This window comes from Streptomyces sp. NPDC004732, assembly GCF_040609235.1.
Lineage (GTDB): Bacteria > Actinomycetota > Actinomycetes > Streptomycetales > Streptomycetaceae > Streptomyces.
On the sequence record NZ_JBEXJR010000003.1, the window covers coordinates 1 to 22,936 of the forward strand.

Genomic DNA, 22,936 nt, shown 5'->3' on the forward strand with positions numbered 1-22,936 from the left:
ATGTCGTTGGTGACGACGGCGAGGGACAGTTCGTCGCGCAGGTCGCGGCAGAGCGCGGCGACGGTCGCGGTCTTGCCGGAACCGACCGGGCCGCCCAGCCCTATGCGCAGGGCGCGGCGGCTTCCGTCGGGACGGTGGGCGTCGGCGGATACGGCGGCGGGGCCGTCGTGGGAGTGGTCGAGGTGCATGCTTCTACTCCTTCAGGTGGTGCCGGTGTTGCCAGTCGTACGGGAGTGGATGAGTCGAGTCGTGTCGCCGCCAGGAAGCGCCGCAAGGACTCGCCGCCAAGACGCGCCGCTAGGACGCGAAGAGCCGCACGGGCCAGGCCGCATGTGCCTCCGCGCTGATCTCCAGGAGCGGCGCGGAGGCCGCGGGCAGCGCGTCGACGCCCTCGTCGACGGCGCGTCTCGCGGCCTCGGCCGCCCGGAGCGCCACGTGGTCGACGTCCGGGGCGAGCCGGGCCAGGACCGCCGTGGCGTCGAAGGGGTCGAGGCTGAGGAGCCGGACGGTGGCGGTCGCGGGGCCGCTGATCCCTTCGTACGCCGAGCAGTACGCGGCGTCCTCGGGACCGAGCCCGGCGGCGCGGGCGGCGAGTCCGAGGACGACGGGCTGGTGCGTCCCCTTGGGGAACTGCTTTGCCAGTGCGTCGAGTTCGGGGTGGGGCCAGGTGGCGCGGGCGGCCCGCGCCATCTGTCTGCCGAGGCGCCGCGCGGCATGGCGCAGCGCGGCCGATGGCGTGCGGGCGTCGGCCGCCGCGTCCAGGTCACCAGGGTCGATGCCCAGGGCGGCGGCCGCCGCCAGTGCGGCCGACACGAGGCCGGAGGTGTGCAGCCGACCCCGGCAGAAGGCCTCCAGGCTGGCCGCGCCGGTGATGCGGCCCGCCTTGACGGCCGCCTCGGCCCCGCCGGAGTGGGCGTGCCCACCGGCGGGGAAGCGGCCGTCGGCCAGGACGAGGAGTGCTGCTCGTGACATGTGATCGTCGCCAGGCTGTTCGGGGCCGTCAGAAGAGGAAGTACCGCTGCGCGAGCGGCAGTTCGGCGGCCGGTGACGGTTCGACGAGTTCACCGTCGATGGTGACGGCGAAGCTGTCGGCGGCGACCTCGACCCGGGGCAGCGCGTCGTTCTCGCGCATGTCGGCCTTGCTGCGGCCGCGGGTGGAGCGGATCGCGGCGAACGGCTTGTCGAGGCCGAGGCGCTCCGGCAGGCCGTCGTCCAGCGCCGACTGCGTCACGAAGTTGACCGAGTTCAGGGCCGGGGCCTTGCCGTATGCCCCGTACATCCGTCGGGGCAGGACGGGCTGCGGGGTCGGGATGGAGGCGTTGGCGTCGCCCATCTGTGCGTAGGCGATCTGGCCGCCCTTGAGGACGAGCTGCGGCTTGACGCCGAAGAACGCCGGTTCCCACAGCACCAGGTCGGCGAGCTTGCCCGACTCGACCGAGCCGAGCTCGTGGTCGATGCCCTGGGCGACGGCCGCGTTGATCGTGTATTTGGCGACATAGCGACGTGCGCGGCGGTTGTCGGCGCGGATGTCTCCCGGCAGAAGGCCGCGGCGCTTCTTCATGACGTGCGCGGTCTGCCACGTGCGCATGATCACTTCACCGATGCGCCCCATGGCCTGGGAGTCCGAGGACATGATCGAGATGGCGCCGAGGTCGTGGAGGATGTCCTCCGCCCCGATCGTGCTGGGCCGGATGCGGGACTCGGCGAAGGCGAGGTCCTCGGGGACCGCCGGGTTCAGGTGGTGGCAGACCATCAGCATGTCGAGGTGCTCCTCGACGGTGTTGACGGTGTGCGGCCGGGTGGGGTTGGTGGAGCTCGGCAGCATGTTGGGCAGCGAGACCGCCGTGATCATGTCGGGAGCGTGCCCGCCGCCCGCGCCCTCGACGTGGAAGGCGTGCAGGGTGCGGCCCGCGACGGCGTCGAACGTGGCGTCGATGAAGCCCGCCTCGTTCAGCGTGTCGGTGTGGACCGCGAGTTGGGCGCCGGTCTCCTCGCAGACGTTCAGACAGGCGTCGATGGTGGCGGGCGTCGCGCCCCAGTCCTCGTGGATCTTGAAGCTGACGGCGCCCGCGCGGAGCTGGGCGTGCATCGACTCGGCGTTGACCGTGTTGCCCTTGCCGAGGAAGCCGATGTTGACCGGGCTGGACTCCAGCGCCGCGAACATCCGGGACAGGTGCCAGGCGCCGGGCGTGATGGTCGTCGCCTTGCTGCCCTCGGCGGGTCCCGTGCCGCCGCCGAAGAGCGTGGTGACGCCGGAGGCCAGCGCCTCGTCGATGATGGTCGGCGAGATGAAGTGGATGTGGGTGTCGATGCCGCCCGCGGTGAGGATCTTGCCGTTGCCCGCGATGACCTCGGTCTCGGGGCCGATGACGAGATCGGGGTGGACGCCGTCCATGGTGTCCGGGTTGCCGGACTTGCCGATGCCGGTGATGCGGCCGTCGCGGATGCCTATGTCGGCCTTGACGATGCCCCAGTGGTCGATGATCACGGCGCCGGTGATGACGGTGTCGGGGGCGCCTTCGGCGCGGGTGGTGCGGGACTGGCCCATCGACTCGCGGATGACCTTGCCGCCGCCGAACACCGACTCGTCGCCGGAGCGTCCGGGGCCGCCCGAGCGGTCCTCCTCGATCTCGACCAGGAGGTCGGTGTCGGCGAGCCGGATCCGGTCGCCGGTCGTGGGGCCGAACAGATCGGCGTACGCGGCACGGGACAGCTCAGGCATCGAGGGCACCTCCGGTCTCGCCGCGCAGACCGGGCACGATGCGCTTGCCGGCCAGCGGGACGAGTTCGACGTCGACAGGGATTCCGGGCTCGAAGCGCACGGCGGTTCCGGCGGCGATGTTGAGCCGCTTTCCGTGCGCGGCGCCGCGGTCGAAGTCAAGCCCCGGGTTGGCCTCGGCGAAGTGGTAGTGGGAGCCGACCTGGACGGGCCGGTCGGCGGCGTTGAGGACGGTGAGGCGGGTGACCTCGCGGTTCTCGTTGAAGGGGACGGGCTCGTCCGCGAAGAGGATCTCTCCGGGGATCAGCCCTCGTCCGGTGCCGTGCGATGCGGCATGCATGAGGCGTGAACTCCCGTCAGACGATCGGCTCGTGGACGGTGACGAGCTTGGTGCCGTCCGGGAAGGTGGCCTCGACCTGTACGTCGTGGATCATCTCCGCGATGCCCTCCATGACGTCGTCACGGGTGAGGATCCGCCGCCCCGAGGACATCAGCTCGGCGACGGTACGGCCGTCGCGGGCGCCCTCGAGGATGTGGGAGGTGATGAGGGCGATCGCCTCGGGGTGATTGAGCAGCAGTCCCCGCGCCCTTCGCTTCTCGGCCACGTCAGCAGCCACATGAATGAGCAGTCTCTCCTGCTCGTGCGGGGTCAGTCGCACGCGTCCCACCTCACAGTCCTCGCTCCGAACCATGCGGGGTCCGGCTGCCGCGGCCACCGCGACGGATATAGATGTAACACACAGCGAATGCGCACGATCTTGCGCACCCCGGATAGAGAAACCGCTGGTGGCGTGGCACGGGAGGGTAGTTGGGAGGAGTTTCAACGAGGTTAACCAGTCATTGACCGTCGCATGACCGTCTACTGGCCTACGCCATACCTTTCGATGCCCTGGGCAACTTTCGATACCCTGGGTGCGGCGCGAGGCACCGACGGATCTCTTACGTGGCGTGGGGACCGCGGTGCTCGGCCGCGATGCCGAACCGCTGCCGCTCCGAAGAGGTGGGCGTCGCGGACCCGATGGAGGTGACCGTGCTGACCGTCCGCTCCTCCGAGGCGTCCGCGAGCGCTTCGAGGCGCTCCAGGTCGGCGGCGGAGACGAGCGCCACGAGCGGCTTGCCGTGCCGGGTGACGACGACGCGCTCGCCGCCGTAGACGACACGGTTGATCAGCTCGGCGAGCTCTGCACGGGCTTGCGTCACCGGAATCTCGTAGGCCATGGATTCAGCTTAAACGCCGCACCTCGCCCCGATCCGGTGGCCGGGGCCTCGCTGAGCAGTGAAGCTGTGCGGCGAACTCCGCGGGAGCGCGCGAGGCCGGGCGTCAACCGGGCGCCATGAAGTCCACCCTGACGAGTTCGGCGACCCGGGACGGAGCAGGGGCTCAGCGCACCGTCCAGATCCAGCCCAGCGGCGCGAGGCCCAGGGTGCGGGCCACCGAGCGGGAGGCGTGGTTGTCGGCCGTGGTGCTGTAGAAGAGCACCTGCTTGTCGCGGCGCGCACGGCGGGACCAGGCGGCGACCGCGGCGGGGGCGAGGCCGCGACCCCGGAAGTCCGCCCGGGTCCAGATTCCAGCCTCCGCCGCGCGGGCGTTGGCGGCCGGGGTGTGACAGATCGACACGGGCGAACCGTCGTGCACGGCCATCGCCCACTCCCCCGCCGCACCGGAGATCAGCTCCGCCCACTCGCCGGGCCGCCAGTTGTCCGGGCGGGTCAACTCCCTTGCGGCAGCGCGCCCTTCCGCATCCGAGAGCAGCAGGGGCAGCGGCGACGGAAAGTCCGCGGCGAGCCGTTCGGGGAAGGTGAAGCAGGGGCCGCCCCGGAGCGAGGCCCGGTCACCGGCGGCCGTACAGGCGGCGGAGATCCGCACCAGGACATCCGGCGGCTCACCCGGCGCGTACGCCTGCCCCATGTCACCAAGATCACCGAATCCGTCGGCAGCACGCAGGACGTCAGGGCCCTCCGCGCCCAGCGCCAGCACACGCGCACCCGGCGACCAGGCCACCACCGCCCGCACCGACGGGTCGGCCACCCTCAGCGCCCCGTCGCCCTCGCCCGGCCCGAGGCCGTGGACGACGTCCACTTCGAGGGCCAGTAACTCTCGCTCGCCGCTGCTCCGTTCCATGCCTCGGAGAGGGTACGCGGCGCCCCGGACGAGAACACATCCCGGCTCCACTCTCCTGACGGAACGTACGTCCTGTACATTTTTTACAGAGACCGGGCCGCACAGCGACCGGAGGAAGAGAGGCGTGCCATGAATCGTCCGTCTGCCCGTTACGTCCTGCCCGAGTTCACCGAACGCACCACGTCGGGGACGCGGACCATGGATCCGTACTCCAAGCTCCTCGAAGAGCGGATCGTCTTCCTCGGCACCCCCATCGACGCCACCTCGGCGAACGACGTGATGGCGCAGTTCATGCACCTCGAATACCAGGCGCCGGACCGCGACATCTCGCTGTACATCAACTCCCCCGGCGGCTCGTTCAGCGCGATGACCGCGATCTACGACACGATGCAGTTCGTCAGCTGTGACGTGGAGACGACCTGCCTGGGCCAGGCCGCCTCGACGGCCGCCGTCCTGCTCGCCGCAGGCACGCCGGGCAAGCGGTTCGCGCTGCCCGGCGCGCGCGTCCTGATCCACCAGCCCGCCATCGGCGAACCGGTCCGGGGCCAGGCCTCGGACCTCGCGATCCAGGCCGACGAACTGCTGCGCACACGGCGCCTCCTGGAAGAACTGCTCGCACGCCACACCGGGCAGAGCCAGGAGCGGATCACCGCGGACATCGAGCGGGACAAGATCCTCGACGCCCCGGCCGCCCTGGCGTACGGACTCGTGGACCGGATCATTCCGAGCCGCAAGACCTCGCTCGCCGCCCGGGACCCGAGGTGACCCGCCGATGCTGCCGCCCGAACTGCCGCCGCTGCCCGCGCTGACCCGCGCCGAGGCGGAGCTGATCGACCGCTATCTCGAAGTCGTCGACCTGCTCGGCCGGATCAATCCGGCCCGCGCCGAGCACACCTACGGCGGACTCCGCGCCGCCCAGGCCCTCGTCGGCCGGGCGAGTGCCCTGCGGGACGCGCTCGCCCTCATGCACCAGCGCGGCGAGAGCGAAGTGCACGCGCGGACCCTCGCCCAGGCGCTGCGCGTCCTCGACGGCGAGCGGCGGGCCGGGCGGATCACCGTGCCGCCCCCGCAGAGCGGCTGAGCCCCCGCCGACCCGCCCCGCCCCGCCCCGTCCCGGACACCGTGACGTCCGGGGCCACTTCGAAACGGACCAGTCGGGCTACCTCGGACGGCGTAGGAAGACGTCGTCGTCCGCACCGACGAAAGTTGCGTCGAGCGAGTAGAGCACCGGCGGAATTATGCATTCCGGTGCTGGTCGAACCGTCGTCGGACCACGTGCCAACGCGACGATTTCGGCAGTGTCCACCTGAACAGGTCAGTCGTGAGGAGCCTCACAAAACGCCGTTTCGGCTCGGTTTTTTGGCCCATGTCGGGTCAAGATCCCTTCCGACGACAAGCCCCCGCCACAGCGGCGGGGCGGTCCGGGCGGACGCCGAGTCCTGCCGCCACCCGGATGACCGGTCGACATCTGTGCAACGGCAGGAGTGGAGGACCCAGGTACGACGGGCCCGTCCGGACAGTCCGGACGACGCCCTTGGGGTGAAGCCGCAGAGCACGACGCGGCCGGGCATCTTCGCCTGCCCGAACCCGACAGGTCATCTTTCACAGGCGGCTGACGAAGGGTTGCGCATGACTGCGCTGAATCATGTTCCGTCGCTGCTCAGCAGGACCGGTGCCGCATCGGTCCTCACGCTCGCCGTCGTAGGCGGCACCGTCCTGGCCCCCGGGCTCGCGTCGGAGGCCCAGGCAGCCACTCACGGGACGAAGGCGCTCAAGATCGCGGCGTCCAAGAAGGGCTCCCCGTACGGCTACGGGTCGGCAGGGCCCAACCGGTTCGACTGCTCGGGGCTGACGCTCTACTCGTTCAAGAAGACGGGCAAGAAGCTGCCGCGCACCGCCGCCGCGCAGTACAACAAGACCAAGCACGTCTCCAGGTCCCAGCGGACCCGCGGCGACCTGGTGTTCTTCCACTCCGGCCGGAACGTGTACCACGTCGGGATCTACGCGGGTAACAACCGCATCTGGCACGCCCCCAAGAGGGGGACCGTGGTCCGCCTGGAGAAGATCTGGACCAAGAGCGTCTGGTACGGCAGGGTCCGCTGACCCACCGCGCCCGGTCCGGCGCGCTCCCCGCTCCGTCAGCTGCCGGTGCTTGGAGCGCGCCCTCGGGGACACCCGTGCGGGATGTCCGACGACTTCAGCCCGCGGTCTCCCTCGCTCGACGCGGTGCAGCGCGGCACCTATGCCACGACGCTGCCCCTAGCGCGGAGAGCGGCACCGCTGACGGTGTCGATTCCGATGGCCCGGCCGGGGCACACCCCGGTCAGTGCGTGGCGTCGCGGTCCTTGCGCCGGACCGGTGCGCGCCACGGCAGCGCGATCCACACGGTCTTGCCCCCCTCGTCGGTGGGACTGACCGAGAGCCTGCCGCCGCACTCGGCGGTCAGCCAGCGGATGATCACCATACCCCGGCCGTTGTCCTGCTGGACGGCCGCGGGGAGGCGCTTGGGGTAGCGCGGGTGGCTGTCGGTGACTCCGATCCTCAGGTGCTCGTCTCGTTCGAGTTCGACGTCGACCGTGAAGGTGGGCGACTGGCCCAAGGTGTGCTGCACGGCGTTGGTCGCGAGCTCGGAGACGATCAGTCTGATCGTGTCGGCCACCTCGGCGTCACCGGGCAGGCCCCATTCCACGAGCACGCGCGAGACGTATTTCCGGGCGGCGGGGACCGAGGCAGGATCGCTCGGCAGGGTGACGGAGGCTTCCTGGTGGTCTGCCATGGCGGCGCTGTCCCTTTCCCACCGGGACTGGTCTCCGACCCGCGGCGGATGACTCGAGGACAGTCCCGGACTGGTGCTTCGCGCCAGCCTGCCACTCCTTGGCCGGTCACGGGTGGCGATCCACCGAGATGTGCATATATCTGTCGCTCGAAGCGGTGAACTCTGCTACGGCAGACCGTATTTGGGCGTGGGACCGGTACTTCCTCTAATCTCGCCTACTGCCCCGCCCCGCCGCCGGGATATCCGACGGCTCCGTCCGGAAGGAGACGGGCATGCAGTACGGCCCCGCGGTGCGCCGTCGTCAGCTCGGTGCCGAACTGCGCGCGCTGCGCTTGAACGCCGGACTCACCAGCAGTGAGGCCGCCGCCAGGGCGGGCTGGCACCAGTCCAAGGTGAGCCGGATCGAGACAGGACGCAGCGGTGTGAAGGCCGCCGACGTGCGGCTGCTCCTGGACGTCTACCAGGTCGAGGACCCGCAGCTCAGCGAGCTCCTCATAGCCTTCACGGGCGCCGACGACCCGGGGGCGGGCCGCCACCACTGGTGGAAGGCGTACCGCGATCTGCTGCCTGCCACCTACCGCGACTTCATCAGCCTGGAGTCACAGGCACGCTGGGTGCGCACGCTCGAAACCACCGTGGTGCCGGGCCTGTTGCAGACGCCCGACTACGCGCGGGCGGTGACCCGGGCCGCGCTCGGCGGGCTGCCGGAGAAGCAGGTCGACGCGCTGGTGGAGGTCCGGCTCGCCCGTCAGGACGTGCTGCGCGCGGATCCGCCGCTGCGCCTGAGCGTGGTCATGGACGAGGCGGTGCTGCGGCGGCCGGTGGGCGGGGAGGAGGTGCTCGCCGAGCAGCTGATCCGGTTGCGACAGGCGACCCTCCTGCCTCATGTCCAGCTGCAGGTACTGCCGTTCGCCGCCGGTGAGCATGTAGGTCTGATCGGTTCTTTCGTTATTTTTTCGTTTCCGGACATTGCTGATCTGGATGTGGTTGTTCTCGACCATTTGACGAGTAGCCTCTACCTCGAACGGAAAGAAGACCTCCAGGCGTACTCGGAGGCCTTCACTTCCCTTCAGGTACAAGCGCTCTCACCCGAGGACTCAACGGAATTCATCGCCGGGCTATGTGACGGCGCGTAAGGAGGCACCATGACCGCAATGCCTCGGTACGTACCTTCCAGCACGAGACTTCAAGGTGCGCGGTGGCAGCGCAGCAGCTACAGCAACGGAATGAACAACTGTGTCGAGACCGCCACACTCGACTCGGGTCCGCTGACCGGCCTGTGCGCCGTGCGTGACTCGAAGAACACCGCAGGGCCCGCCCTGCTCATCTCCCCCGGCCCCTGGGAGTCGTTCCTCAACAGCATCCGGTAAGCGGTTTCCGGCCCTTTTAGGGGCCCGGCACGCTACCGGTGTGCACTGCGGCTGATCACCCGTACGGCACCGGCGATCTGTGCGTCGGTCAGATCCGCGCGGGCGGTCAGCCGCAGCCTTGAGATGCCGTCCGGCACCGACGGCGGCCTGAAGCAGCCCACGGCCAGGCCCGCGGCCCGGCAGTCGGCCGCCCACCGCACGGCCCGCTCCGGCGACGGCGCGCGCACGGAGACCACGGCCGCGTCAGGACGCACCGCCGCAAGCCCTTCTGCCGTGAGCTGCCGGTGCAGCTCGGCCGCGACCTCGCGGGCCCGCGCCGCACGTTCGGGCTCGCGGCGCAGCAGCCGCAGGGCCGCGAGCGCGGCGCCGACCGCGGCAGGAGCGAGACCCGTGTCGAAGATGAAGGTGCGGGCCGCGTTCACCAGGTGCTCGATGACCTTGGCGGGGCCGAGCACGGCACCACCCTGGCTGCCGAGGGACTTGGAGAGGGTGAGGGTGGCCACGGTGTCGTCCGACCCCGCGAGCCCCACGGCGTACGGCGCGCCCCGGCCGCCCTCGCCGAGCACCCCGAGTCCGTGGGCGTCGTCGACGATCAGCCCGGCGCCGAACTCCCGGCAGGCGGTGGCGAGTTCCGCGAGCGGCGCCATGTCGCCGTCCACCGAGAACACCGAGTCGGACACCAGCGCGGCGGGCCCGTCGTGGGCGTCCAGCGTCTTGCGCACCGCCTCGGGGTCGGCGTGCGGCACCACCTGGGTCGTCCCGCGTGCGAGACGGCACCCGTCGATCAGCGACGCGTGGTTGCCCGCGTCGGAGACGATGAGCGTGCCGTGCGGGGCGAGCGCGGTGACGGCGGCGAGGTTAGCCGCGTAACCGGAGGAGAAGACGAGGGCCGCCTCGAAGCCGCAGAACTCGGCCAGCTCGCGCTCGAGTTCGGCGTGCAGCTCCGTGGAGCCGGTGACGAGCCGCGAACCGGTGGCCCCGCCGCCCCAGCGCCGGGCCGCGGCCGCCGCACCCTCGGTGACCTCCGGGTGCCGGGTCAGGCCCAGGTAGTCGTTGCCCGCCAGATCGAGGAGGCCGTCCGGGTCCGCGGAGCGCGGGCGCAGGGTGCGGACGAGTCCGGCGTCCGCGCGCAGCCGCGCCTGCTCGTCGAGCCAGCCGAAGGCCGCGCTCGACGCGGTGTCCGGCGCGGTGGACGGGCCCGTCAGGGGGTGGCTGTTTGTAGACATTGCACAGACCTTAGCCGCCGGACCACCTGGCCAGGGTGTGGCAATACCCACACCTCAAACCGTTTCTGTTGTGCGAACTCTCCTTGGCCGGGGAGGCTGCCGTGCGTAAGGATCAGCGCCATGGACCTGCTGAACACGCTGGTGGAAAAGGGGCTTCGGCGCGAGCTGCCGACCCGCGAAGAGGCGCTGGCCGTACTGGCCACCTCCGACGACGATCTCCTGGACGTAGTGGCCGCCGCCGGGAAGGTGCGGCGGCACTGGTTCGGGCGACGGGTGAAACTCAACTATCTGGTCAACCTCAAGTCGGGCCTGTGCCCCGAGGACTGCTCGTACTGTTCGCAGCGCCTCGGCTCCAAGGCCGAGATCCTCAAGTACACCTGGCTGAAGCCCGACGAGGCCTCGCAGGCCGCGGCGGCCGGGGTCGCGGGCGGCGCAAAGCGGGTGTGCCTGGTCGCCAGCGGCCGCGGTCCGACGGACCGGGACGTCGACCGGGTGGCGCAGACCATCGCGGCGGTGAAGGAGCAGAACGAGGGCGTCGAGGTGTGCGCCTGCCTCGGACTCCTCTCGGACGGACAGGCGGAGCGCCTGCGGGGCGCGGGCGCGGACGCGTACAACCACAACCTCAACACGTCGGAAGCGACGTACGCGGACATCACCAAGACGCACACCTACGCCGACCGTGTCGACACCGTCAAGAAGGCGCACGCGGCGGGCCTCTCCGCCTGCTCGGGGCTGATCGCCGGGATGGGCGAGCGCGACGAGGACCTCGTCGACGTCGTCTTCTCGCTGCGCGAACTCGACCCGGACTCGGTGCCGGTGAACTTCCTGATCCCCTTCGAGGGCACCCCGCTGGCCAAGGAGTGGAACCTCACGCCCCAGCGCTGCCTGCGCATCCTCGCGATGGCCCGCTTCGTCTGCCCCGACATCGAGGTGCGCATCGCGGGCGGCCGCGAGGTGCATCTGCGCTCCCTGCAGCCGCTCGCCCTGAACATCGCCAACTCGATCTTCCTGGGCGACTACCTGACCAGCGAGGGCCAGGCGGGCAAGGACGATCTGGCGATGATCGCGGACGCCGGATTCGAGATCGAGGGCACGGACCAGGTGACGCTGCCGGAGCACCGTGTCGACGCCGCGGCCGCCGCCGCGGACGCCGGGGGCTGCGGCTCGCACGGGGGCGGCGGCTGCGGTCCCTGCGGGTCCGGTGAGCCCGCCGCGGAGCCCGTGGCCGAGGCCGTGCCGGATGCCAACGCGGCGCGTACGGACCTGGTGGCGGTACGCCGTCGGGGCGCGGGAACGGATCTGGCCCCCAATGCCTGACCTCTCCACGACGGATCTGCTCTCACTCGACCGGCAGCACGTCTGGCACCCCTACGGGCCGATGCCCGGCCGTCAGGAACCCCTGGTCGTCGAGTCGGCGAGCGGCGTCCGGATGCGTCTGGCGGGCGGCGGGGGCGAGCTGATCGACGGCATGTCGTCCTGGTGGTCGGCGATCCACGGCTACAACCACCCGGTCCTCAACGAGGCGGTGCGCGGCCAGCTGGACCGCGTGAGCCACGTGATGTTCGGCGGGCTCACGCACGAGCCCGCCGTCTCGCTCGCCAAGCGCCTCGTCGACATGACACCCGACGGTCTGGAGCACGTCTTCCTCTCCGACTCGGGTTCCGTCTCGGTCGAGGTCGCGGTCAAGATGTGCCTGCAGCACTGGCGCTCGCTCGGCCGCCCCGAGAAGCAGCGGATGCTGACCTGGCGCGGCGGTTACCACGGCGACACCTGGCAGCCGATGGCCGTGTGCGACCCCGAGGGGGGCATGCACGAGCTGTGGCAGGGCGTCCTGCCGCAGCAGGTGTTCGCGGACGCGCCGCCCAGCGGGTTCGACGCGTACGAGGAGTCGTACGCCGAGCACCTCCATGAGCTGATCGGGCGGCACGCCGACGAGCTGGCCGCGGTGATCGTCGAGCCGGTGGTGCAGGGCGCGGGCGGGATGCGCTTCCACTCCCCCGGCTACCTCCGCGCCCTGCGGGAGGCGTGCGACGCCCATGACGTCCTGCTCGTGTTCGACGAGATCGCGACGGGCTTCGGCCGCACGGGCGCGCTGTTCGCGGCCGACCATGCGGGCGTCACACCCGATGTCATGTGCGTCGGCAAGGCCCTGACCGGCGGCTATCTGTCGATGGCGGCGACGCTGTGCACGCCCCGCGTCGCCGACGGCATCTCGCAGGGCGAGGTGCCCGTCCTGGCGCACGGCCCGACGTTCATGGGGAACCCGCTGGCCGCCGCGGTGGCCGGTGCCTCGATCGACCTGCTGCTCGGGCAGGACTGGCAGACCGAGGTCAAGCGGATCGAGACGGGGCTGCGCAACGGCCTGGCCGAGGCGGCCGACCTTCCTTCGGTCCGGGAGGTCCGTGTCCTCGGGGCGATCGGCGTCGTACAGCTGGACCACCCGGTGGACATGGCCGCGGCGACCCGGGCGGCGGTGCGCGAGGGCGTGTGGGTGCGGCCGTTCCGCGACCTGATCTACACGATGCCGCCGTTCATCACGGGCGACGACGACGTGGCACGGATCGCGCGCGCGGTGTGCGCGGCGGCGAAGGAGGGCTGACGTGACGGTGATCGTGGTGTCCGGTACGGGCACGGAGATCGGCAAGACGGTGACGACGGCCGCCGTGGCCGCCGTAGCCCGTGCGGCGGGGCGCAGCGTCGCGGTGCTCAAACCGGCACAGACCGGGGTGGCCTCCGGCGACCCGGGCGACGTCCAGGAGGTGCTGCGGCTCGCGGGCGGCGACCTCACCACCCATGAGCTGGCCCGCTACCCCGAGCCGTTGGCGCCCGACGTGGCCGCGCGCCGGTCCGGCCGCGCCCAGGTCCACCCGCAGGAGGTGGCCGACGCGGCGACGGCGCTCGCGGCCGAGCACGACCTGGTCCTGGTCGAGGGGGCGGGCGGTCTGCTCGTGCGTCTCGATGACGAGGGCGGCACCCTCGCGGACGCCGCCCGGCTCCTCGGCGCGCCGGTTCTGGTGGTGGTGTCGGCGGGCCTCGGCTCGCTCAACACGACCGCCCTGACGGCGGAGGCGCTGCGGGCCCGCGGCGTGCGCCAACTGGGTCCGCTGGTCGGCAGCTGGCCTGCCGTCCCCGACCTGGCGTCCCGCTGCAACCTCGCGGACCTGCCGAAGGATGCGGGCACACCGCTGGTCGGCGCCATCCCCGAAGGGGCCGGGGCGCTCGACGGCTTCGACTTCCGTGCTGCGGCGAGGAGCTGGCTGGGGCCGGAGCTCGGCGGCACGTGGGACGCGACGTCCTTCGCCGAACGGGAGGCGCCAGGGACGCTGGTGCACTGACGGGGCGCACCGACGGAGTGCGCAGGACAGCGGGGCGGGCAGCCCAGGGGCGCGGCGGCGAGCCACGTCCGGCCTTCCGGGTCGCCCGCCCGCCGCCGGGGCACCATGACGGGTAACCGTCCGATCCGCCGAGGAGCTCCGCCGAGGAGGGCCCATGTCGCCGCGCTCCGCCAAGCCCGTGTCCCGGGACGTCGTGCACCACCCCGTTTTCGCCCGCTTCTACGCCCGGCAGAGCGTGGCCGCCGAGTCCGTGATCGGCGTCCATCGCCGGGAGCTGCTCGCCGGTCTCTCCGGCCGGGTCATCGAGGTCGGGGCGGGCAACGGGCTCAACTTCGCGCACTACCCGGGCGCGGTCTCCGAAGTGGTGGCGATCGAGCCGGAGCGGCTGCTGCGGCGGCTTGCGGTGTCCGCGGCCCTGCGTGCGGATGTGCCGGTGGACGTCGTGCCGGGCGCCGCAGAGGCGCTCCCCGTCAAGAGCGAGGCGTTCGACGCGGCGGTCGTCTCGCTGGTGCTGTGCAGTGTGCGGGATGTGCCGCGGGCGCTCGGCGAGCTCCGAAGAGTGCTCAGGCCCGGCGGTGAGCTGCGGTTCTTCGAGCACGGCAGGGCGCCGGGGAAGCTGATGGCGGGCGCCCAGCGCGTCCTGGACCGCACGGTGTGGCCTCCCCTGTTCGGCGGCTGTCACGTCGCGCGGGACACGGTCGGGGCGCTGCGCGAGGCGGGTTTCGAGCTCGGTGCGCACCGGCGGCTGCTGGTGCCCGCGAAGGGCCCGCGCCTGCCGACGTCGTACTGCGTGCTCGGTACGGCGTACAGCCCCGACGCTCCCTGACGTGCCGGTCTCAGCGCCAGGCCCGTGACGGGCTCACAGACTCCACTGGCGCAGTTGGTCGGCGATGGCGTGCACGCTCGCGCCGCCGTCCTTCACCAGCCGGGCGAGGTCACGCACCTGCTCGGGCGAGGTGACGACCTTCAGGCCGCTGGAGACGAGGTAGGCATAGGCGACGGAGGAGGCGAAGAGGGCGTTGGAGCGTTCGAGCGCCGGGATGTGGAGCAGGATCTGGAGGAGCGCGGCGGCGCGGTCGTGCGGCGTTTCGTAGACGGGCGCGCCGAATATCTCCGCCTCGTGTCTGCTCACGGCGGCGACGAGTGCGCCCCAGTCGGTGACCTGGGGGTCTCCGGGCGTCTTGTGTTCGGCGATCATCAGGAGCCAGGCAAGGTCGATTCTGAGGTTCAACGGCTCAGCGACGACCTTCACGCAGCGGGCGGCTGCCCTCGCGCTCGACGCCGAACTCCTCGGCGAAGACGGATTCGTACTGCTTCATGAAGTCGGCGGCGGACTCCACGAAGCTGTGTCCGATTTCGCCTGCGTCCTGTTTGACCAGTTCTTCAATGTAGCGATTGACGCTCATTCCTCGGGCCAGGGCGCGCTCCCGCGCGGCCCGGGCGGTGTCCTCGTCCACCCGCACGTTCAGCTGAGTCTTCGCCATACCGTCAAGCTAGCGCCGGAGTGCTAGCACGACAAGACCGCCAGGACCATGCCCCTTACATACGTTCCGGGGCCCGACCTCGGAGGGATACCGGACACCCGGGGAGCCCCACTACTCTCGGCGGCAATACGGGAGTTGGAACGGCCACAACCCAGGAGGCCGCCTTGTCCACACCTGCTTCGGCACCGTTCACGGACAGTTCGGAGCCCGCCGGGATCGCCGCGCGTGCTCGCGGCCTCACCAAGGCGTACGGCTCCGGCGAGACGACCGTCCTCGCCCTCGACTCGGTCGACGTGGACATCGCACGCGGGCGCTTCACGGCCGTCATGGGCCCTTCCGGGTCGGGGAAGTCCACCCTGATGCACTGCCTGGCCGGGCTCGACAGCGTGTCGGCGGGCCAGGTGTGGCTCGGCGACACCGAGATCACGGGCCTGAAGGAGCGCGAGCTGACCCGGCTGCGGCGCGACCGCATCGGCTTCATGTTCCAGTCCTTCAACCTCATCCCCACGCTCAACGCCCTGGAGAACATGACGCTCCCGATGGACATCGCGGGACAGCGGCCCGACCGCGACTGGCTGGAGCACGTCATCGACACGCTGGGCCTGCGGGACCGGCTGAAGCACCGCCCGGCGCAGCTGTCCGGCGGTCAGCAGCAGCGGGTGGCCTGCGCGCGGGCGCTCGCCGCGAAGCCCGAGCTGATCTTCGCCGACGAGCCGACGGGCAACCTCGACTCGCGGGCCGGTCTCGAGGTCCTGGGCTTCCTGCGCGACGCGGTGGACCAGCTCGGCCAGACCGTGGTGATGGTGACCCACGACCCGAGCGCGGCAGGCCACTCCGACCTGGTCCTCTTCCTCGGCGACGGGCGGATCGTGGACGACATGGCGCGGCCGACGGCGGATGCGGTCCTGGAGCGCATGAAGCGGTTCGACTCCTTGCACACGGCGGCGCCCGACGCACCCGAGAAACCAGCGCACGCACCCGCCGACCGCCCGTCCGAGCAGAGCTGAGCAGGGGGCCGCGGTGCTGAAGGCGACGCTCAGGAGTTTCCTCGCGCACAAGGGCAGGCTCGCGCTCTCGGCGCTTGCCGTCATCCTCTCGGTCGCGTTCGTCGCGGGCAGCCTGATCTTCTCGGACACGGTCACCCGCACCTTCGACCGCCTGTTCGCCTCCACCTCCGCCGATGTGACGGTGGAGCCGAAGGAGGACCTCGACGAAGCAGTGCCCTCCGGGCAGACACCGACGGTCCCGGCACGCCTCAAGGAGCAGGTGTCCGAGGTTCCCGGAGTCGCGGCGGCGCACATCGACGTGTCCGTCGACAACATCACCATCGTGGACCGCGACAACGAATCCGTGGGTTCCACGACGGGCGCTCCCACGATCGCCACGAACTGGTACCCCACCGACCGCAGCCCCGTGGAGCTCACCTCGGGCCATGCCCCGCGCGGCGGCGGCCAGGCGATGATCGACGCGGACACGGCCGACAAGAAGGACGTGGAGATCGGGGACACGCTCACCGTCCTCGCACGCCCCGGCTCGTTCAAGGTCGAGGTCGTCGGCATCGCCACCTTCACCACCACCAACCCCGGGGCCGCGCTCGTCTTCCTGGACACCGCGAGCGCCCAGCGCGAGCTGCTCGGCTCGAAGAGGGTGGCGACGAGCATCGACGTGACCGCCGCCGACGGCGTGAGCGACACGACGCTCAAGCGCCGCATCGGCGCCGAACTCGGCTCCGGTTACGACCTGAAGACCGCCGACGAGCAGGCCGAGTCCGCGGCGTCCGAGCTCGGCGGCTTCCTGGACGTCATCAAGTACGTGATGCTCGGCTTCGCCGGTGTCGCCGTGCTCGTGGGCATCTTCCTGATCGTCAACACCTTCTCGATGCTCATCGCGCAGCGCACCCGCGAACTGGGCCTGCTGCGCGCGCTCGGCGCCGACCGCAGGCAGGTGCGCCGGTCGGTGCTCATCGAGGCGCTCCTGCTGGGTCTCGTCGGCTCGACGCTGGGGCTCGCCGCCGGGATAGGGCTGGCCCTCGGCCTGATCAAGCTGATGGGCCTGCTCGGCATGAACCTGAAGTCCACGGAGATGGTCATCGGGTGGGCGACGCCTGTCGCCTCGTACGTCGTCGGGGTCGGCGTCACGTTCGTCGCGGCGTACCTCCCCGCCCGGCGGGCCGCGCACGTCTCGCCGATGGCCGCGCTCGCGGACGCCGAGATCGCCGGTGTGGGGCGGCCGTTGAAGGTACGGGCGGTCGCCGGCGCCCTCGTCGGGGCGGCCGGTGCCGCCGCGCTCGTGGGCTGCGCGAACGCGGAGAAGACCTCGTCCGCGGCGTCGCTCCTCGGCCTCGGCATCGTCCTGACCCTGATCGCCACGGTCATCGCGGGGCCGCTCCTGGTGCGCCCGGTGATCCGGGTCCTCGGCGGCGTCTTCCCCGCGGTCTTCGGCTCCGTCGGCCGGATGAGCCAGCGCAACGCGCTGCGCAACCCGCGCCGCACGGGCGCCACCGCGGCCGCGCTCATGGTGGGGCTCGCGCTGGTCGGAGGCCTCTCGGTGGCCAGCGCGTCGATGACGAAGTCGTTCGACCGGCAGATCGACAAGACGCTCGGCGCGGACTTCGTCGTGCAGAACAGCAACTTCATGCCGTTCTCGTCGGAGATCACCGGGAAGGTCGAGGACACCGAGGGCGCGGGGCTCGTCGTACGCCAGCGCTTCACCCCCATCGAACTGGCGCTGCCCGACGGCAAGAACGTCGAGTCGACCGCCGCGGGCTACGACCCGCAGCTCGACGAGGTGGCCAAGGTGACGTACGCGCAGGGCAGTTCACGGGCCGCGCTCGCCGCGGGGCGGATCGGCATGGACGTGGACTACGCGAAGAAGCACAAGGTGCGCATCGGTGACGTACTGGAGGCGACGTTCCCCGGCGGGCGCGGCACGAAGCTGACCGTCGGCGCGCTCACCGACCAGGACTCGCCCGAGGGCTTCGGCGTCGAGGGCGGGCTCTTCATGGGGTTCGGCACGGTCGAGAAGTACGTGCCGGGCGGCCAGGACTCCGCGCTGTACGTCAACGCGGCGTCCGGCACGGACGCGGACACCCTGCGCGCGCGCCTGGACAAGAGCCTCGACCCGTATCCGCAGGTGCAGGTGCGCGACCAGGCCGACTACAAGGAGCTGATCCGGCAGCAGATCGCCGTGATGCTCTACCTCGTCTACGCCCTGCTCGGTCTCGCGATCGTCATCGCGGTGCTGGGCGTCGTGAACACCCTGGCCCTGTCGGTCGTGGAGCGCACCCGGGAGATCGGACTGCTGCGCGCCATCGGGCTCGGGCGGCGTCAGCTGCGCCGGATGATCCGTCTGGAGTCGGTGGTGATCGCGGTGTTCGGGGCGCTGCTCGGGCTCGCGCTCGGGCTGGTCTGGGGCGTCGCCGTGCAGCAGGTGCTCGCGTTGCAGGGCATGAAGGAGCTGGCGTTCCCCTGGACGACGATCGTCGCGGTGGTGATCGGCTCGGTGGTCGTCGGCCTTGCTGCGGCGCTGCTGCCCGCGCTGCGCGCCTCGCGCATGAACGTACTGGCGGCCATCGCGCACGAGTGATGGACTGGCCCCTCGGAGCACCTCAAGTGCCGTACAGACAAGGGGAGTTCATGACCCGGCCGTTCCGCTTCGGCGTCAACATGGTCACTTCGGCGGGAGGAGAGGAGTGGGCCAAGAAGTGCCGCCGGGCGGAGGAGCTCGGTTACGACGTGATCCTGGTACCCGACCATCTGGGCGCACCCGCGCCGTTCCCTGCGCTCGTCGCGGCCGCCGGGGCCACCGAGCGGCCCAGGGTCGGCACCTTCGTGCTGAACGCGGGCTTCTGGAACCCCGCGCTCCTGGCGCGCGAGGTCGCCACGACGGACGCGCTCACGGGCGGCCGCCTCGAACTGGGGCTCGGCACCGGGTACGTCAAGCCGGAGCACGACGCGGCCGGTCTGCCGTGGGGCTCGCCCGGTGAGCGGGTGGATCATCTGCGGCGCACCATGGAGGAGTTGGACAAGCTCCTCGGCTCGGCGGAACACCAGCCGCAGCCGCTGCAGAAGCCCCGCCCGCCGCTCCTGGTCGGCGGCAACGGCGACCGCATGCTGAGGCTGACCGCCGAGCACGCCGACATCGCCGCGTTCACCGGAGCCAAGGCGGTTCCGGGCGACACGAGCGGGACGCTGCGCCACCTCACGGCCGAGGAGCTGGACGAGCGGGTCGCCGTCTACCACCGGTTCGCGGCGGACCGCGCCGAACCGGCCGAGCTGAATCTGCTGATCCAGCTGGTCGAGGTGACGGACGACCGGCGCGCCACGGCCCGGCCCCTCCTCCAGCACGTCCCGCACCTCACCGAGGAGACGGCGCTGCAGCTCCCGATCCTGCTCATCGGCACCGTCCGCCAGATGGCCGACCAGCTGCGCGCCCAGCGGGAGCGGTACGGCTTCTCGTACATCACGGTCCTGGAGTCCTCCTTCGAGGCGTTCGGCGCCGTCATCGAGGAGCTCGGCGGCAGCTGACGACCGGCCGCCAGGCCCTGCCCTCCACGTCCGCATGCTGGAAATTTCGCGCGCCGGGGCGACGGCCGGTGATGGGATGGCCGCATGAGCGATCTTCGAATACGGGCCGCGGCGGCCTCGGACCTGGATGCGGTGCTCGCCTTCTGGAAGGAGGCCGCCGAGGGCACGAGCATCAGCGACGACCGCTCCGGCGTGGAGCGGCTCGTCGCCCGCGATCCGGAGGCCCTGATCCTCGCCGAGCGCGACGGAGAGCTGGCGGGGACGGTGCTCGCGGGCTTCGACGGCTGGCGCTGCCACCTCTACCGGCTTGCGGTACACCCGGACCACCGCCGCCGGGGCGTGGGCTCGGCGCTGCTCGCCGCCGCGGAGGAGCGGTTCGTGCGGCTCGGCGGGCGCCGCGGTGACGCGATGGTCCTGGACGGCAATGATCTCGCCCACCACGCGTGGCGCGCGGCAGGCTACGCTCCGGAACCGCAGTGGAGCCGCTGGGTGAAGCCGCTGTCCGCGGGTACTCGGTAAATCCCGACAGAGGTTCGAGTGGCTTTGCTGATCCTTTACCATGGACGCACTACTCGTATCCAACTGAAAGGTGTGAGCGTCCGCCCATGGGCGAGCCTCCCAGTACCCGACATCGCGCATTCCTCCTGCCCCTGCCCGATCATGGGACGGAGGTGACCCGATGACCGAAGTGCTTCTGCTCCTCGTGGCGGTGCTGCTCTCGCTGGCGTGCGGTGTGTTCGTCGCCGCGGAGTTCTCCCTCACGACGGTCGAGCGCAGCGAGCTCGAGCGGGCAGTCGAGCGCGGCGAGCGCGGCGCCGCCGGTGCCCTCAAAGCCGTAAAGAACCTCACCTTCCAGCTCTCGGGCGCCCAGCTGGGCATCACCGTCACCAACCTGGTGGTCGGCATGCTCTCCGAACCGTCCATCGCCGCGCTGATCGCGGGTCCGCTGCGCGACCTCGGCATACCGCGGTCGGCGGCGTCCTCCGTCGCCCTGGTGATCGGGACGGCCCTGTCCACGGTCTTCCTGATGGTCATCGGCGAGCTGGTGCCCAAGAACTGGGCGATCTCCTCGCCGCTCGCGGTCGCCAAGCGCGTGGCCACGCCGCAGCGCCTGTTCAGCGCCGCGTTCCGGCCGTTCATCGCGCATCTCAACAACACCGCGAACCGTTCCGTACGCCGCTTCGGCATCGAGCCCGCCGAGGAGCTCGCCTCCGCGCGCGGCCCCAAGGAGCTGGTGGCCCTGGCCCGCCACTCCGCCAAGGCGGGCGCCCTGGAGGCGGACACGGCCGAGCTGTTCATGCGCACGCTGAACCTCGCCGACCTCACCGCGGAGAACGTGATGACGCCCCGCGTGCAGGTCATGGCCCTCGACGTGCACGCCACGTGCGAGGACGTCGCGAACGCCACCCGCGCCACCGGCCTCTCCCGCTTTCCCGTGTACCGCGGAAACCTGGACACGGTCGTCGGCGTCGCGCACATCAAGGACGTGCTCGCCGTGCCCGCGGAGCGCAGGCAGCGGGTGCCCGTCGCCGAGCTGATGCGCGAGCCCCTGCTCGTGCCGGAGACGCTCACCGTCGACCGGCTCCTGGACCGGCTTTCGGGCAAGCGCACGATGGCCGTGGTCATCGACGAGTACGGCGGCACCGCCGGGGTGGCCACCCTGGAGGACATCGTCGAGGAGGTCGTCGGCGAGGTGCGGGACGAGCACGACCCGCACGAGACGCCCGACATCGCCCACGCGGGCACCGATGACGACGGCAGGACGCTCTACTCCGCCGACGGCGCGGCACGCACCGACCAGCTCGCGCGGGTCGGCCTGCGGGCGCCCGACGGGCCGTACGAGACGCTCGCCGGACTCGTCGCCACGGAGCTCGGCCGCATTCCCGCCGTCGGCGACAGCGTCGAGGTGGGCGGCTGGCGGCTCGACGTCGTCGACGCGGCCGGGCGCCGCGCCGCCCGCGTCATGCTGCACGCTCCGCTCGCCGCCGACGACCACGAGGAGGATGTCCGATGATCGCCGTTCAGTTGCTGATCGGTCTGGCGACGCTCGTCGTCAACGCCTTCTTCGTGGGCGCCGAGTTCGCCCTGATCTCCGTGCGCCGCAGCCAGATCGAGCCGCACGCGGAGGAGGGGAACAAGCGCGCCAAGAGCGTGCTGTGGGGCCTGCAGCACGTGTCGGCGCTGCTCGCCGCGGCGCAGCTGGGCATCACGCTGTGCACCCTCGTCCTCGGTATCGTCGCGGAACCGGCGATCGCACATCTGCTGGAGCCCGCGTTCGACGCGGTGGGCGTGCCGCACGGCCTGGTCCACCCGATCTCGTTCGTCATCGCGCTGGCCCTGGCCACGTATCTGCACATGCTGCTCGGCGAGATGATCCCGAAGAACATCGCGCTCGCGGAGCCCGTGCGCTCCGCGCTGGTGCTCGGCCCGCCGCTGGTGGCGCTCGCGCGGGCGCTGCGCCCCGTGATCTTCGCGATCAACGCGTTCGCCAACGGGCTGCTGAAGCTGATGCACGTCGAGGCCAAGGACGAGGTGTCGGCGAGCTTCTCCGACGACGACCTCGCCCGCATGGTCAAGGACTCCGGGGACGCGGGTCTGATCGACAACCGTGCGCAGGAGCGGCTGCACGACGCGCTCGAACTGGGCCGCCGCCCGGTCAGGGACGTGGTCCTGCCCCTGGAGGACGTGGTCTACGCGCGCGTGGGCGTCACTCCGGAGCGGCTGGAGCAGCTCTCGGCCGAGTCCGGGTTCTCCCGCTTCCCCGTGGTCGACGACGGCCGCCGGATCGTCGGCTATCTGCACGTGAAGGACGCCCTGGACCGGGCGCCGCGCGATCTGCCGTTCCGGGTGCCGGACATGCGCAAGATCGCCCAGGTGCGCGAGGAGACACCGCTGGACGACGTCCTGACCGCCATGCGCGGCAGCCGCACCCATGTGGCGGCGGTGCTCGGCTCGGACGGGCGGCTCGCCGGGATGGTCACGATGGAGGACGTCCTGCAGAGGCTCTTCGGCCAGCCGGTGTGAGCCGGTAAGGGGTGGGACCGGGCCGGGGCGGCGTCTTCGTGGCCCCGGCCCGGTCCCACGCTCAGACCGCGGGCTCGCCCGCCGTCTTCGGCTTCTTCGGGGTCTTCGGCTTCTTTGCCTTCGTGGTCGGCTGCTCGGTGATGCCGGGTCCTGCCGCCCCGACCTCCGAGGTGCCGATCGCCGTCAGGACCGCAAGGACCGCGGCAAGACCCGCCGTCGCGAAGGCCGCGCCCCATTCGACGTCCAGCAGGCTGGTCGCCCCCGCCACCAGCACGGCGGCCAGCGCCTGCGCGAAGGTGCGGATCGCACGTTCCGTGGTGGCCTTCCAGAAGGCTGCGGTCCACATGGCGGCTC

Annotated in this window: 27 protein-coding genes and 1 riboswitch; of the genes, 15 read left to right on the plus strand and 12 right to left on the minus strand. The window is 71.2% G+C overall.

Annotated elements, in window-relative coordinates:
- The 7 genes from ABZV77_RS09125 to ABZV77_RS09155 all read right to left on the minus strand — a co-directional run.
- Positions 1–188: GTP-binding protein (locus ABZV77_RS09125; RefSeq protein ID WP_356252459.1), on the minus strand; the 188-nt coding region annotated here is incomplete at its 3' end.
- Positions 189–297: 109 nt separating this feature from the next.
- Complete coding sequence (locus ABZV77_RS09130; protein ID WP_356252462.1) at positions 298–972, minus strand: urease accessory UreF family protein; 675 nt, start codon at positions 970–972, stop codon at positions 298–300.
- A gap of 28 nt (positions 973–1,000) precedes the next feature.
- A complete protein-coding gene (locus ABZV77_RS09135) occupies positions 1,001–2,722 on the minus strand; it encodes an urease subunit alpha (protein WP_356252465.1) in 1,722 nt (573 codons plus the stop codon).
- Positions 2,715–3,026 (minus strand): urease subunit beta, encoded by a 312-nt coding sequence (locus ABZV77_RS09140; protein ID WP_306338787.1) that lies wholly within the window; start codon positions 3,024–3,026, stop codon positions 2,715–2,717. Before ABZV77_RS09140 ends, ABZV77_RS09135 begins: the two co-directional genes overlap by 8 nt.
- Before the next feature lie 49 nt (positions 3,027–3,075).
- Entirely contained in the window at positions 3,076–3,378 is a 303-nt protein-coding gene (locus ABZV77_RS09145) for an urease subunit gamma (protein ID WP_356252468.1), read from the minus strand.
- Positions 3,379–3,658: 280 nt separating this feature from the next.
- Positions 3,659–3,937, minus strand: coding sequence for a type II toxin-antitoxin system Phd/YefM family antitoxin (locus tag ABZV77_RS09150; protein WP_356252471.1), 279 nt, complete (start codon positions 3,935–3,937; stop codon positions 3,659–3,661).
- 163 nt (positions 3,938–4,100) lie between these two features.
- Positions 4,101–4,841 carry a GNAT family N-acetyltransferase gene (locus ABZV77_RS09155; RefSeq protein WP_356252474.1) on the minus strand — a complete coding sequence of 247 codons (741 nt, stop codon included), beginning with the start codon at positions 4,839–4,841 and terminating at the stop codon, positions 4,101–4,103.
- Between the two features lie 129 nt (positions 4,842–4,970).
- Between ABZV77_RS09155 and ABZV77_RS09160 the strand changes: the two genes are divergently transcribed.
- The 3 genes from ABZV77_RS09160 (at position 4,971) to ABZV77_RS09170 (ending at position 6,944) form a co-directional block, all read left to right on the plus strand.
- Positions 4,971–5,606: an ATP-dependent Clp protease proteolytic subunit gene (locus ABZV77_RS09160; RefSeq protein ID WP_356252477.1), complete on the plus strand. Its 636-nt coding sequence runs from the start codon at positions 4,971–4,973 to the stop codon at positions 5,604–5,606.
- A gap of 7 nt (positions 5,607–5,613) precedes the next feature.
- Positions 5,614–5,922 carry a hypothetical protein gene (locus ABZV77_RS09165; RefSeq protein ID WP_356252479.1) on the plus strand — a complete coding sequence of 103 codons (309 nt, stop codon included), beginning with the start codon at positions 5,614–5,616 and terminating at the stop codon, positions 5,920–5,922.
- Between the two features lie 368 nt (positions 5,923–6,290).
- Positions 6,291–6,467: riboswitch (cyclic di-AMP (ydaO/yuaA leader) on the plus strand.
- Between the two features lie 3 nt (positions 6,468–6,470).
- The gene (locus ABZV77_RS09170; protein WP_356252482.1) at positions 6,471–6,944 is read left to right on the plus strand and encodes a C40 family peptidase; all 474 of its coding nucleotides are present in this window, start codon (positions 6,471–6,473) and stop codon (positions 6,942–6,944) included.
- 220 nt (positions 6,945–7,164) lie between these two features.
- Here the strand turns inward: ABZV77_RS09170 and ABZV77_RS09175 are convergent, their stop codons facing one another.
- The gene (locus tag ABZV77_RS09175; protein WP_356252485.1) at positions 7,165–7,617 is read right to left on the minus strand and encodes an ATP-binding protein; all 453 of its coding nucleotides are present in this window, start codon (positions 7,615–7,617) and stop codon (positions 7,165–7,167) included.
- 272 nt (positions 7,618–7,889) lie between these two features.
- Here ABZV77_RS09175 and ABZV77_RS09180 point away from each other — a divergent pair, with 272 nt between their 5' ends.
- Together ABZV77_RS09180 and ABZV77_RS09185 are read left to right on the plus strand one after the other, a co-directional pair.
- Complete coding sequence (locus ABZV77_RS09180) at positions 7,890–8,753, plus strand: helix-turn-helix transcriptional regulator (RefSeq protein WP_356252487.1); 864 nt, start codon at positions 7,890–7,892, stop codon at positions 8,751–8,753.
- A 9-nt stretch (positions 8,754–8,762) separates the two neighbouring features.
- A complete protein-coding gene (locus tag ABZV77_RS09185) occupies positions 8,763–8,987 on the plus strand; it encodes a DUF397 domain-containing protein (RefSeq protein ID WP_356252490.1) in 225 nt (74 codons plus the stop codon).
- Between the two features lie 32 nt (positions 8,988–9,019).
- On the opposite strand, the gene ABZV77_RS09190 is transcribed toward ABZV77_RS09185, so the two are convergent.
- Positions 9,020–10,213: an 8-amino-7-oxononanoate synthase gene (locus ABZV77_RS09190; RefSeq protein WP_356252492.1), complete on the minus strand. Its 1,194-nt coding sequence runs from the start codon at positions 10,211–10,213 to the stop codon at positions 9,020–9,022.
- 120 nt (positions 10,214–10,333) lie between these two features.
- Here ABZV77_RS09190 and bioB point away from each other — a divergent pair, with 120 nt between their 5' ends.
- The 4 genes from bioB to ABZV77_RS09210 all read left to right on the plus strand — a co-directional run bounded on the left by bioB (position 10,334) and on the right by ABZV77_RS09210 (position 14,374).
- Positions 10,334–11,530, plus strand: coding sequence for a biotin synthase BioB (gene bioB / locus ABZV77_RS09195; protein WP_356252495.1), 1,197 nt, complete (start codon positions 10,334–10,336; stop codon positions 11,528–11,530).
- Complete coding sequence (locus ABZV77_RS09200) at positions 11,523–12,812, plus strand: adenosylmethionine--8-amino-7-oxononanoate transaminase (RefSeq protein WP_356252498.1); 1,290 nt, start codon at positions 11,523–11,525, stop codon at positions 12,810–12,812. Before bioB ends, ABZV77_RS09200 begins: the two co-directional genes overlap by 8 nt.
- 1 nt (position 12,813) lies before the next feature.
- A complete protein-coding gene (gene bioD, locus ABZV77_RS09205) occupies positions 12,814–13,548 on the plus strand; it encodes a dethiobiotin synthase (RefSeq protein WP_356252501.1) in 735 nt (244 codons plus the stop codon).
- Between the two features lie 154 nt (positions 13,549–13,702).
- Positions 13,703–14,374 (plus strand): class I SAM-dependent methyltransferase, encoded by a 672-nt coding sequence (locus tag ABZV77_RS09210; RefSeq protein WP_356252504.1) that lies wholly within the window; start codon positions 13,703–13,705, stop codon positions 14,372–14,374.
- A 33-nt stretch (positions 14,375–14,407) separates the two neighbouring features.
- On the opposite strand, the gene ABZV77_RS09215 is transcribed toward ABZV77_RS09210, so the two are convergent.
- Both ABZV77_RS09215 and ABZV77_RS09220 read right to left on the minus strand, forming a co-directional pair.
- A complete protein-coding gene (locus ABZV77_RS09215) occupies positions 14,408–14,779 on the minus strand; it encodes a fic family toxin-antitoxin system, toxin component (RefSeq protein WP_356252507.1) in 372 nt (123 codons plus the stop codon).
- 4 nt (positions 14,780–14,783) lie between these two features.
- Positions 14,784–15,032 carry an antitoxin gene (locus tag ABZV77_RS09220; protein ID WP_356252510.1) on the minus strand — a complete coding sequence of 83 codons (249 nt, stop codon included), beginning with the start codon at positions 15,030–15,032 and terminating at the stop codon, positions 14,784–14,786.
- Between the two features lie 164 nt (positions 15,033–15,196).
- On the opposite strand from ABZV77_RS09220, the gene ABZV77_RS09225 reads away from it, so the two are divergent.
- From ABZV77_RS09225 to ABZV77_RS09250, 6 genes are all read left to right on the plus strand, one after another.
- Positions 15,197–16,039 (plus strand): ABC transporter ATP-binding protein, encoded by an 843-nt coding sequence (locus ABZV77_RS09225; protein WP_356252513.1) that lies wholly within the window; start codon positions 15,197–15,199, stop codon positions 16,037–16,039.
- A 13-nt stretch (positions 16,040–16,052) separates the two neighbouring features.
- The gene (locus tag ABZV77_RS09230; protein ID WP_356252516.1) at positions 16,053–18,617 is read left to right on the plus strand and encodes an FtsX-like permease family protein; all 2,565 of its coding nucleotides are present in this window, start codon (positions 16,053–16,055) and stop codon (positions 18,615–18,617) included.
- Between the two features lie 50 nt (positions 18,618–18,667).
- Positions 18,668–19,558: an LLM class F420-dependent oxidoreductase gene (locus tag ABZV77_RS09235; RefSeq protein WP_356252519.1), complete on the plus strand. Its 891-nt coding sequence runs from the start codon at positions 18,668–18,670 to the stop codon at positions 19,556–19,558.
- Between the two features lie 84 nt (positions 19,559–19,642).
- Positions 19,643–20,077: a GNAT family N-acetyltransferase gene (locus ABZV77_RS09240; RefSeq protein ID WP_356252522.1), complete on the plus strand. Its 435-nt coding sequence runs from the start codon at positions 19,643–19,645 to the stop codon at positions 20,075–20,077.
- Positions 20,078–20,237: 160 nt separating this feature from the next.
- Positions 20,238–21,572 carry a hemolysin family protein gene (locus ABZV77_RS09245; protein WP_356252525.1) on the plus strand — a complete coding sequence of 445 codons (1,335 nt, stop codon included), beginning with the start codon at positions 20,238–20,240 and terminating at the stop codon, positions 21,570–21,572.
- The gene (locus ABZV77_RS09250; RefSeq protein WP_356252528.1) at positions 21,569–22,582 is read left to right on the plus strand and encodes a hemolysin family protein; all 1,014 of its coding nucleotides are present in this window, start codon (positions 21,569–21,571) and stop codon (positions 22,580–22,582) included. The genes ABZV77_RS09245 and ABZV77_RS09250 overlap by 4 nt, the downstream gene beginning before the upstream one ends.
- A gap of 61 nt (positions 22,583–22,643) precedes the next feature.
- Here ABZV77_RS09250 and ABZV77_RS09255 read toward each other — a convergent pair whose 3' ends face one another.
- Complete coding sequence (locus ABZV77_RS09255) at positions 22,644–22,928, minus strand: holin (RefSeq protein WP_356252530.1); 285 nt, start codon at positions 22,926–22,928, stop codon at positions 22,644–22,646.
- Positions 22,929–22,936 lie beyond the last annotated feature (8 nt).

Excerpts from the sequence above, each read along its gene's own strand:
- ABZV77_RS09135 (WP_356252465.1), bottom strand. The coding sequence starts at position 2,722 with ATGCCTGAGCTGTCCCGTGCCGCGTACGCCGATCTGTTCGGCCCCACG.
- ABZV77_RS09220 (WP_356252510.1), bottom strand. The coding sequence starts at position 15,032 with ATGGCGAAGACTCAGCTGAACGTGCGGGTGGACGAGGACACCGCCCGG.
- ABZV77_RS09170 (WP_356252482.1), top strand. The coding sequence starts at position 6,471 with ATGACTGCGCTGAATCATGTTCCGTCGCTGCTCAGCAGGACCGGTGCC.
- bioB (WP_356252495.1), top strand. The coding sequence starts at position 10,334 with ATGGACCTGCTGAACACGCTGGTGGAAAAGGGGCTTCGGCGCGAGCTG.
- ABZV77_RS09200 (WP_356252498.1), top strand. The coding sequence starts at position 11,523 with ATGCCTGACCTCTCCACGACGGATCTGCTCTCACTCGACCGGCAGCAC.
- ABZV77_RS09245 (WP_356252525.1), top strand. The coding sequence starts at position 20,238 with ATGACCGAAGTGCTTCTGCTCCTCGTGGCGGTGCTGCTCTCGCTGGCG.
- ABZV77_RS09235 (WP_356252519.1), top strand. The coding sequence starts at position 18,668 with ATGACCCGGCCGTTCCGCTTCGGCGTCAACATGGTCACTTCGGCGGGA.
- ABZV77_RS09255 (WP_356252530.1), bottom strand. The coding sequence starts at position 22,928 with ATGTGGACCGCAGCCTTCTGGAAGGCCACCACGGAACGTGCGATCCGC.
- ABZV77_RS09180 (WP_356252487.1), top strand. The coding sequence starts at position 7,890 with ATGCAGTACGGCCCCGCGGTGCGCCGTCGTCAGCTCGGTGCCGAACTG.
- ABZV77_RS09165 (WP_356252479.1), top strand. The coding sequence starts at position 5,614 with ATGCTGCCGCCCGAACTGCCGCCGCTGCCCGCGCTGACCCGCGCCGAG.
- ABZV77_RS09240 (WP_356252522.1), top strand. The coding sequence starts at position 19,643 with ATGAGCGATCTTCGAATACGGGCCGCGGCGGCCTCGGACCTGGATGCG.
- ABZV77_RS09250 (WP_356252528.1), top strand. The coding sequence starts at position 21,569 with ATGATCGCCGTTCAGTTGCTGATCGGTCTGGCGACGCTCGTCGTCAAC.
- ABZV77_RS09210 (WP_356252504.1), top strand. The coding sequence starts at position 13,703 with ATGTCGCCGCGCTCCGCCAAGCCCGTGTCCCGGGACGTCGTGCACCAC.
- ABZV77_RS09155 (WP_356252474.1), bottom strand. The coding sequence starts at position 4,841 with ATGGAACGGAGCAGCGGCGAGCGAGAGTTACTGGCCCTCGAAGTGGAC.
- ABZV77_RS09150 (WP_356252471.1), bottom strand. The coding sequence starts at position 3,937 with ATGGCCTACGAGATTCCGGTGACGCAAGCCCGTGCAGAGCTCGCCGAG.
- ABZV77_RS09130 (WP_356252462.1), bottom strand. The coding sequence starts at position 972 with ATGTCACGAGCAGCACTCCTCGTCCTGGCCGACGGCCGCTTCCCCGCC.
- ABZV77_RS09175 (WP_356252485.1), bottom strand. The coding sequence starts at position 7,617 with ATGGCAGACCACCAGGAAGCCTCCGTCACCCTGCCGAGCGATCCTGCC.
- ABZV77_RS09160 (WP_356252477.1), top strand. The coding sequence starts at position 4,971 with ATGAATCGTCCGTCTGCCCGTTACGTCCTGCCCGAGTTCACCGAACGC.
- ABZV77_RS09185 (WP_356252490.1), top strand. The coding sequence starts at position 8,763 with ATGACCGCAATGCCTCGGTACGTACCTTCCAGCACGAGACTTCAAGGT.
- ABZV77_RS09190 (WP_356252492.1), bottom strand. The coding sequence starts at position 10,213 with ATGTCTACAAACAGCCACCCCCTGACGGGCCCGTCCACCGCGCCGGAC.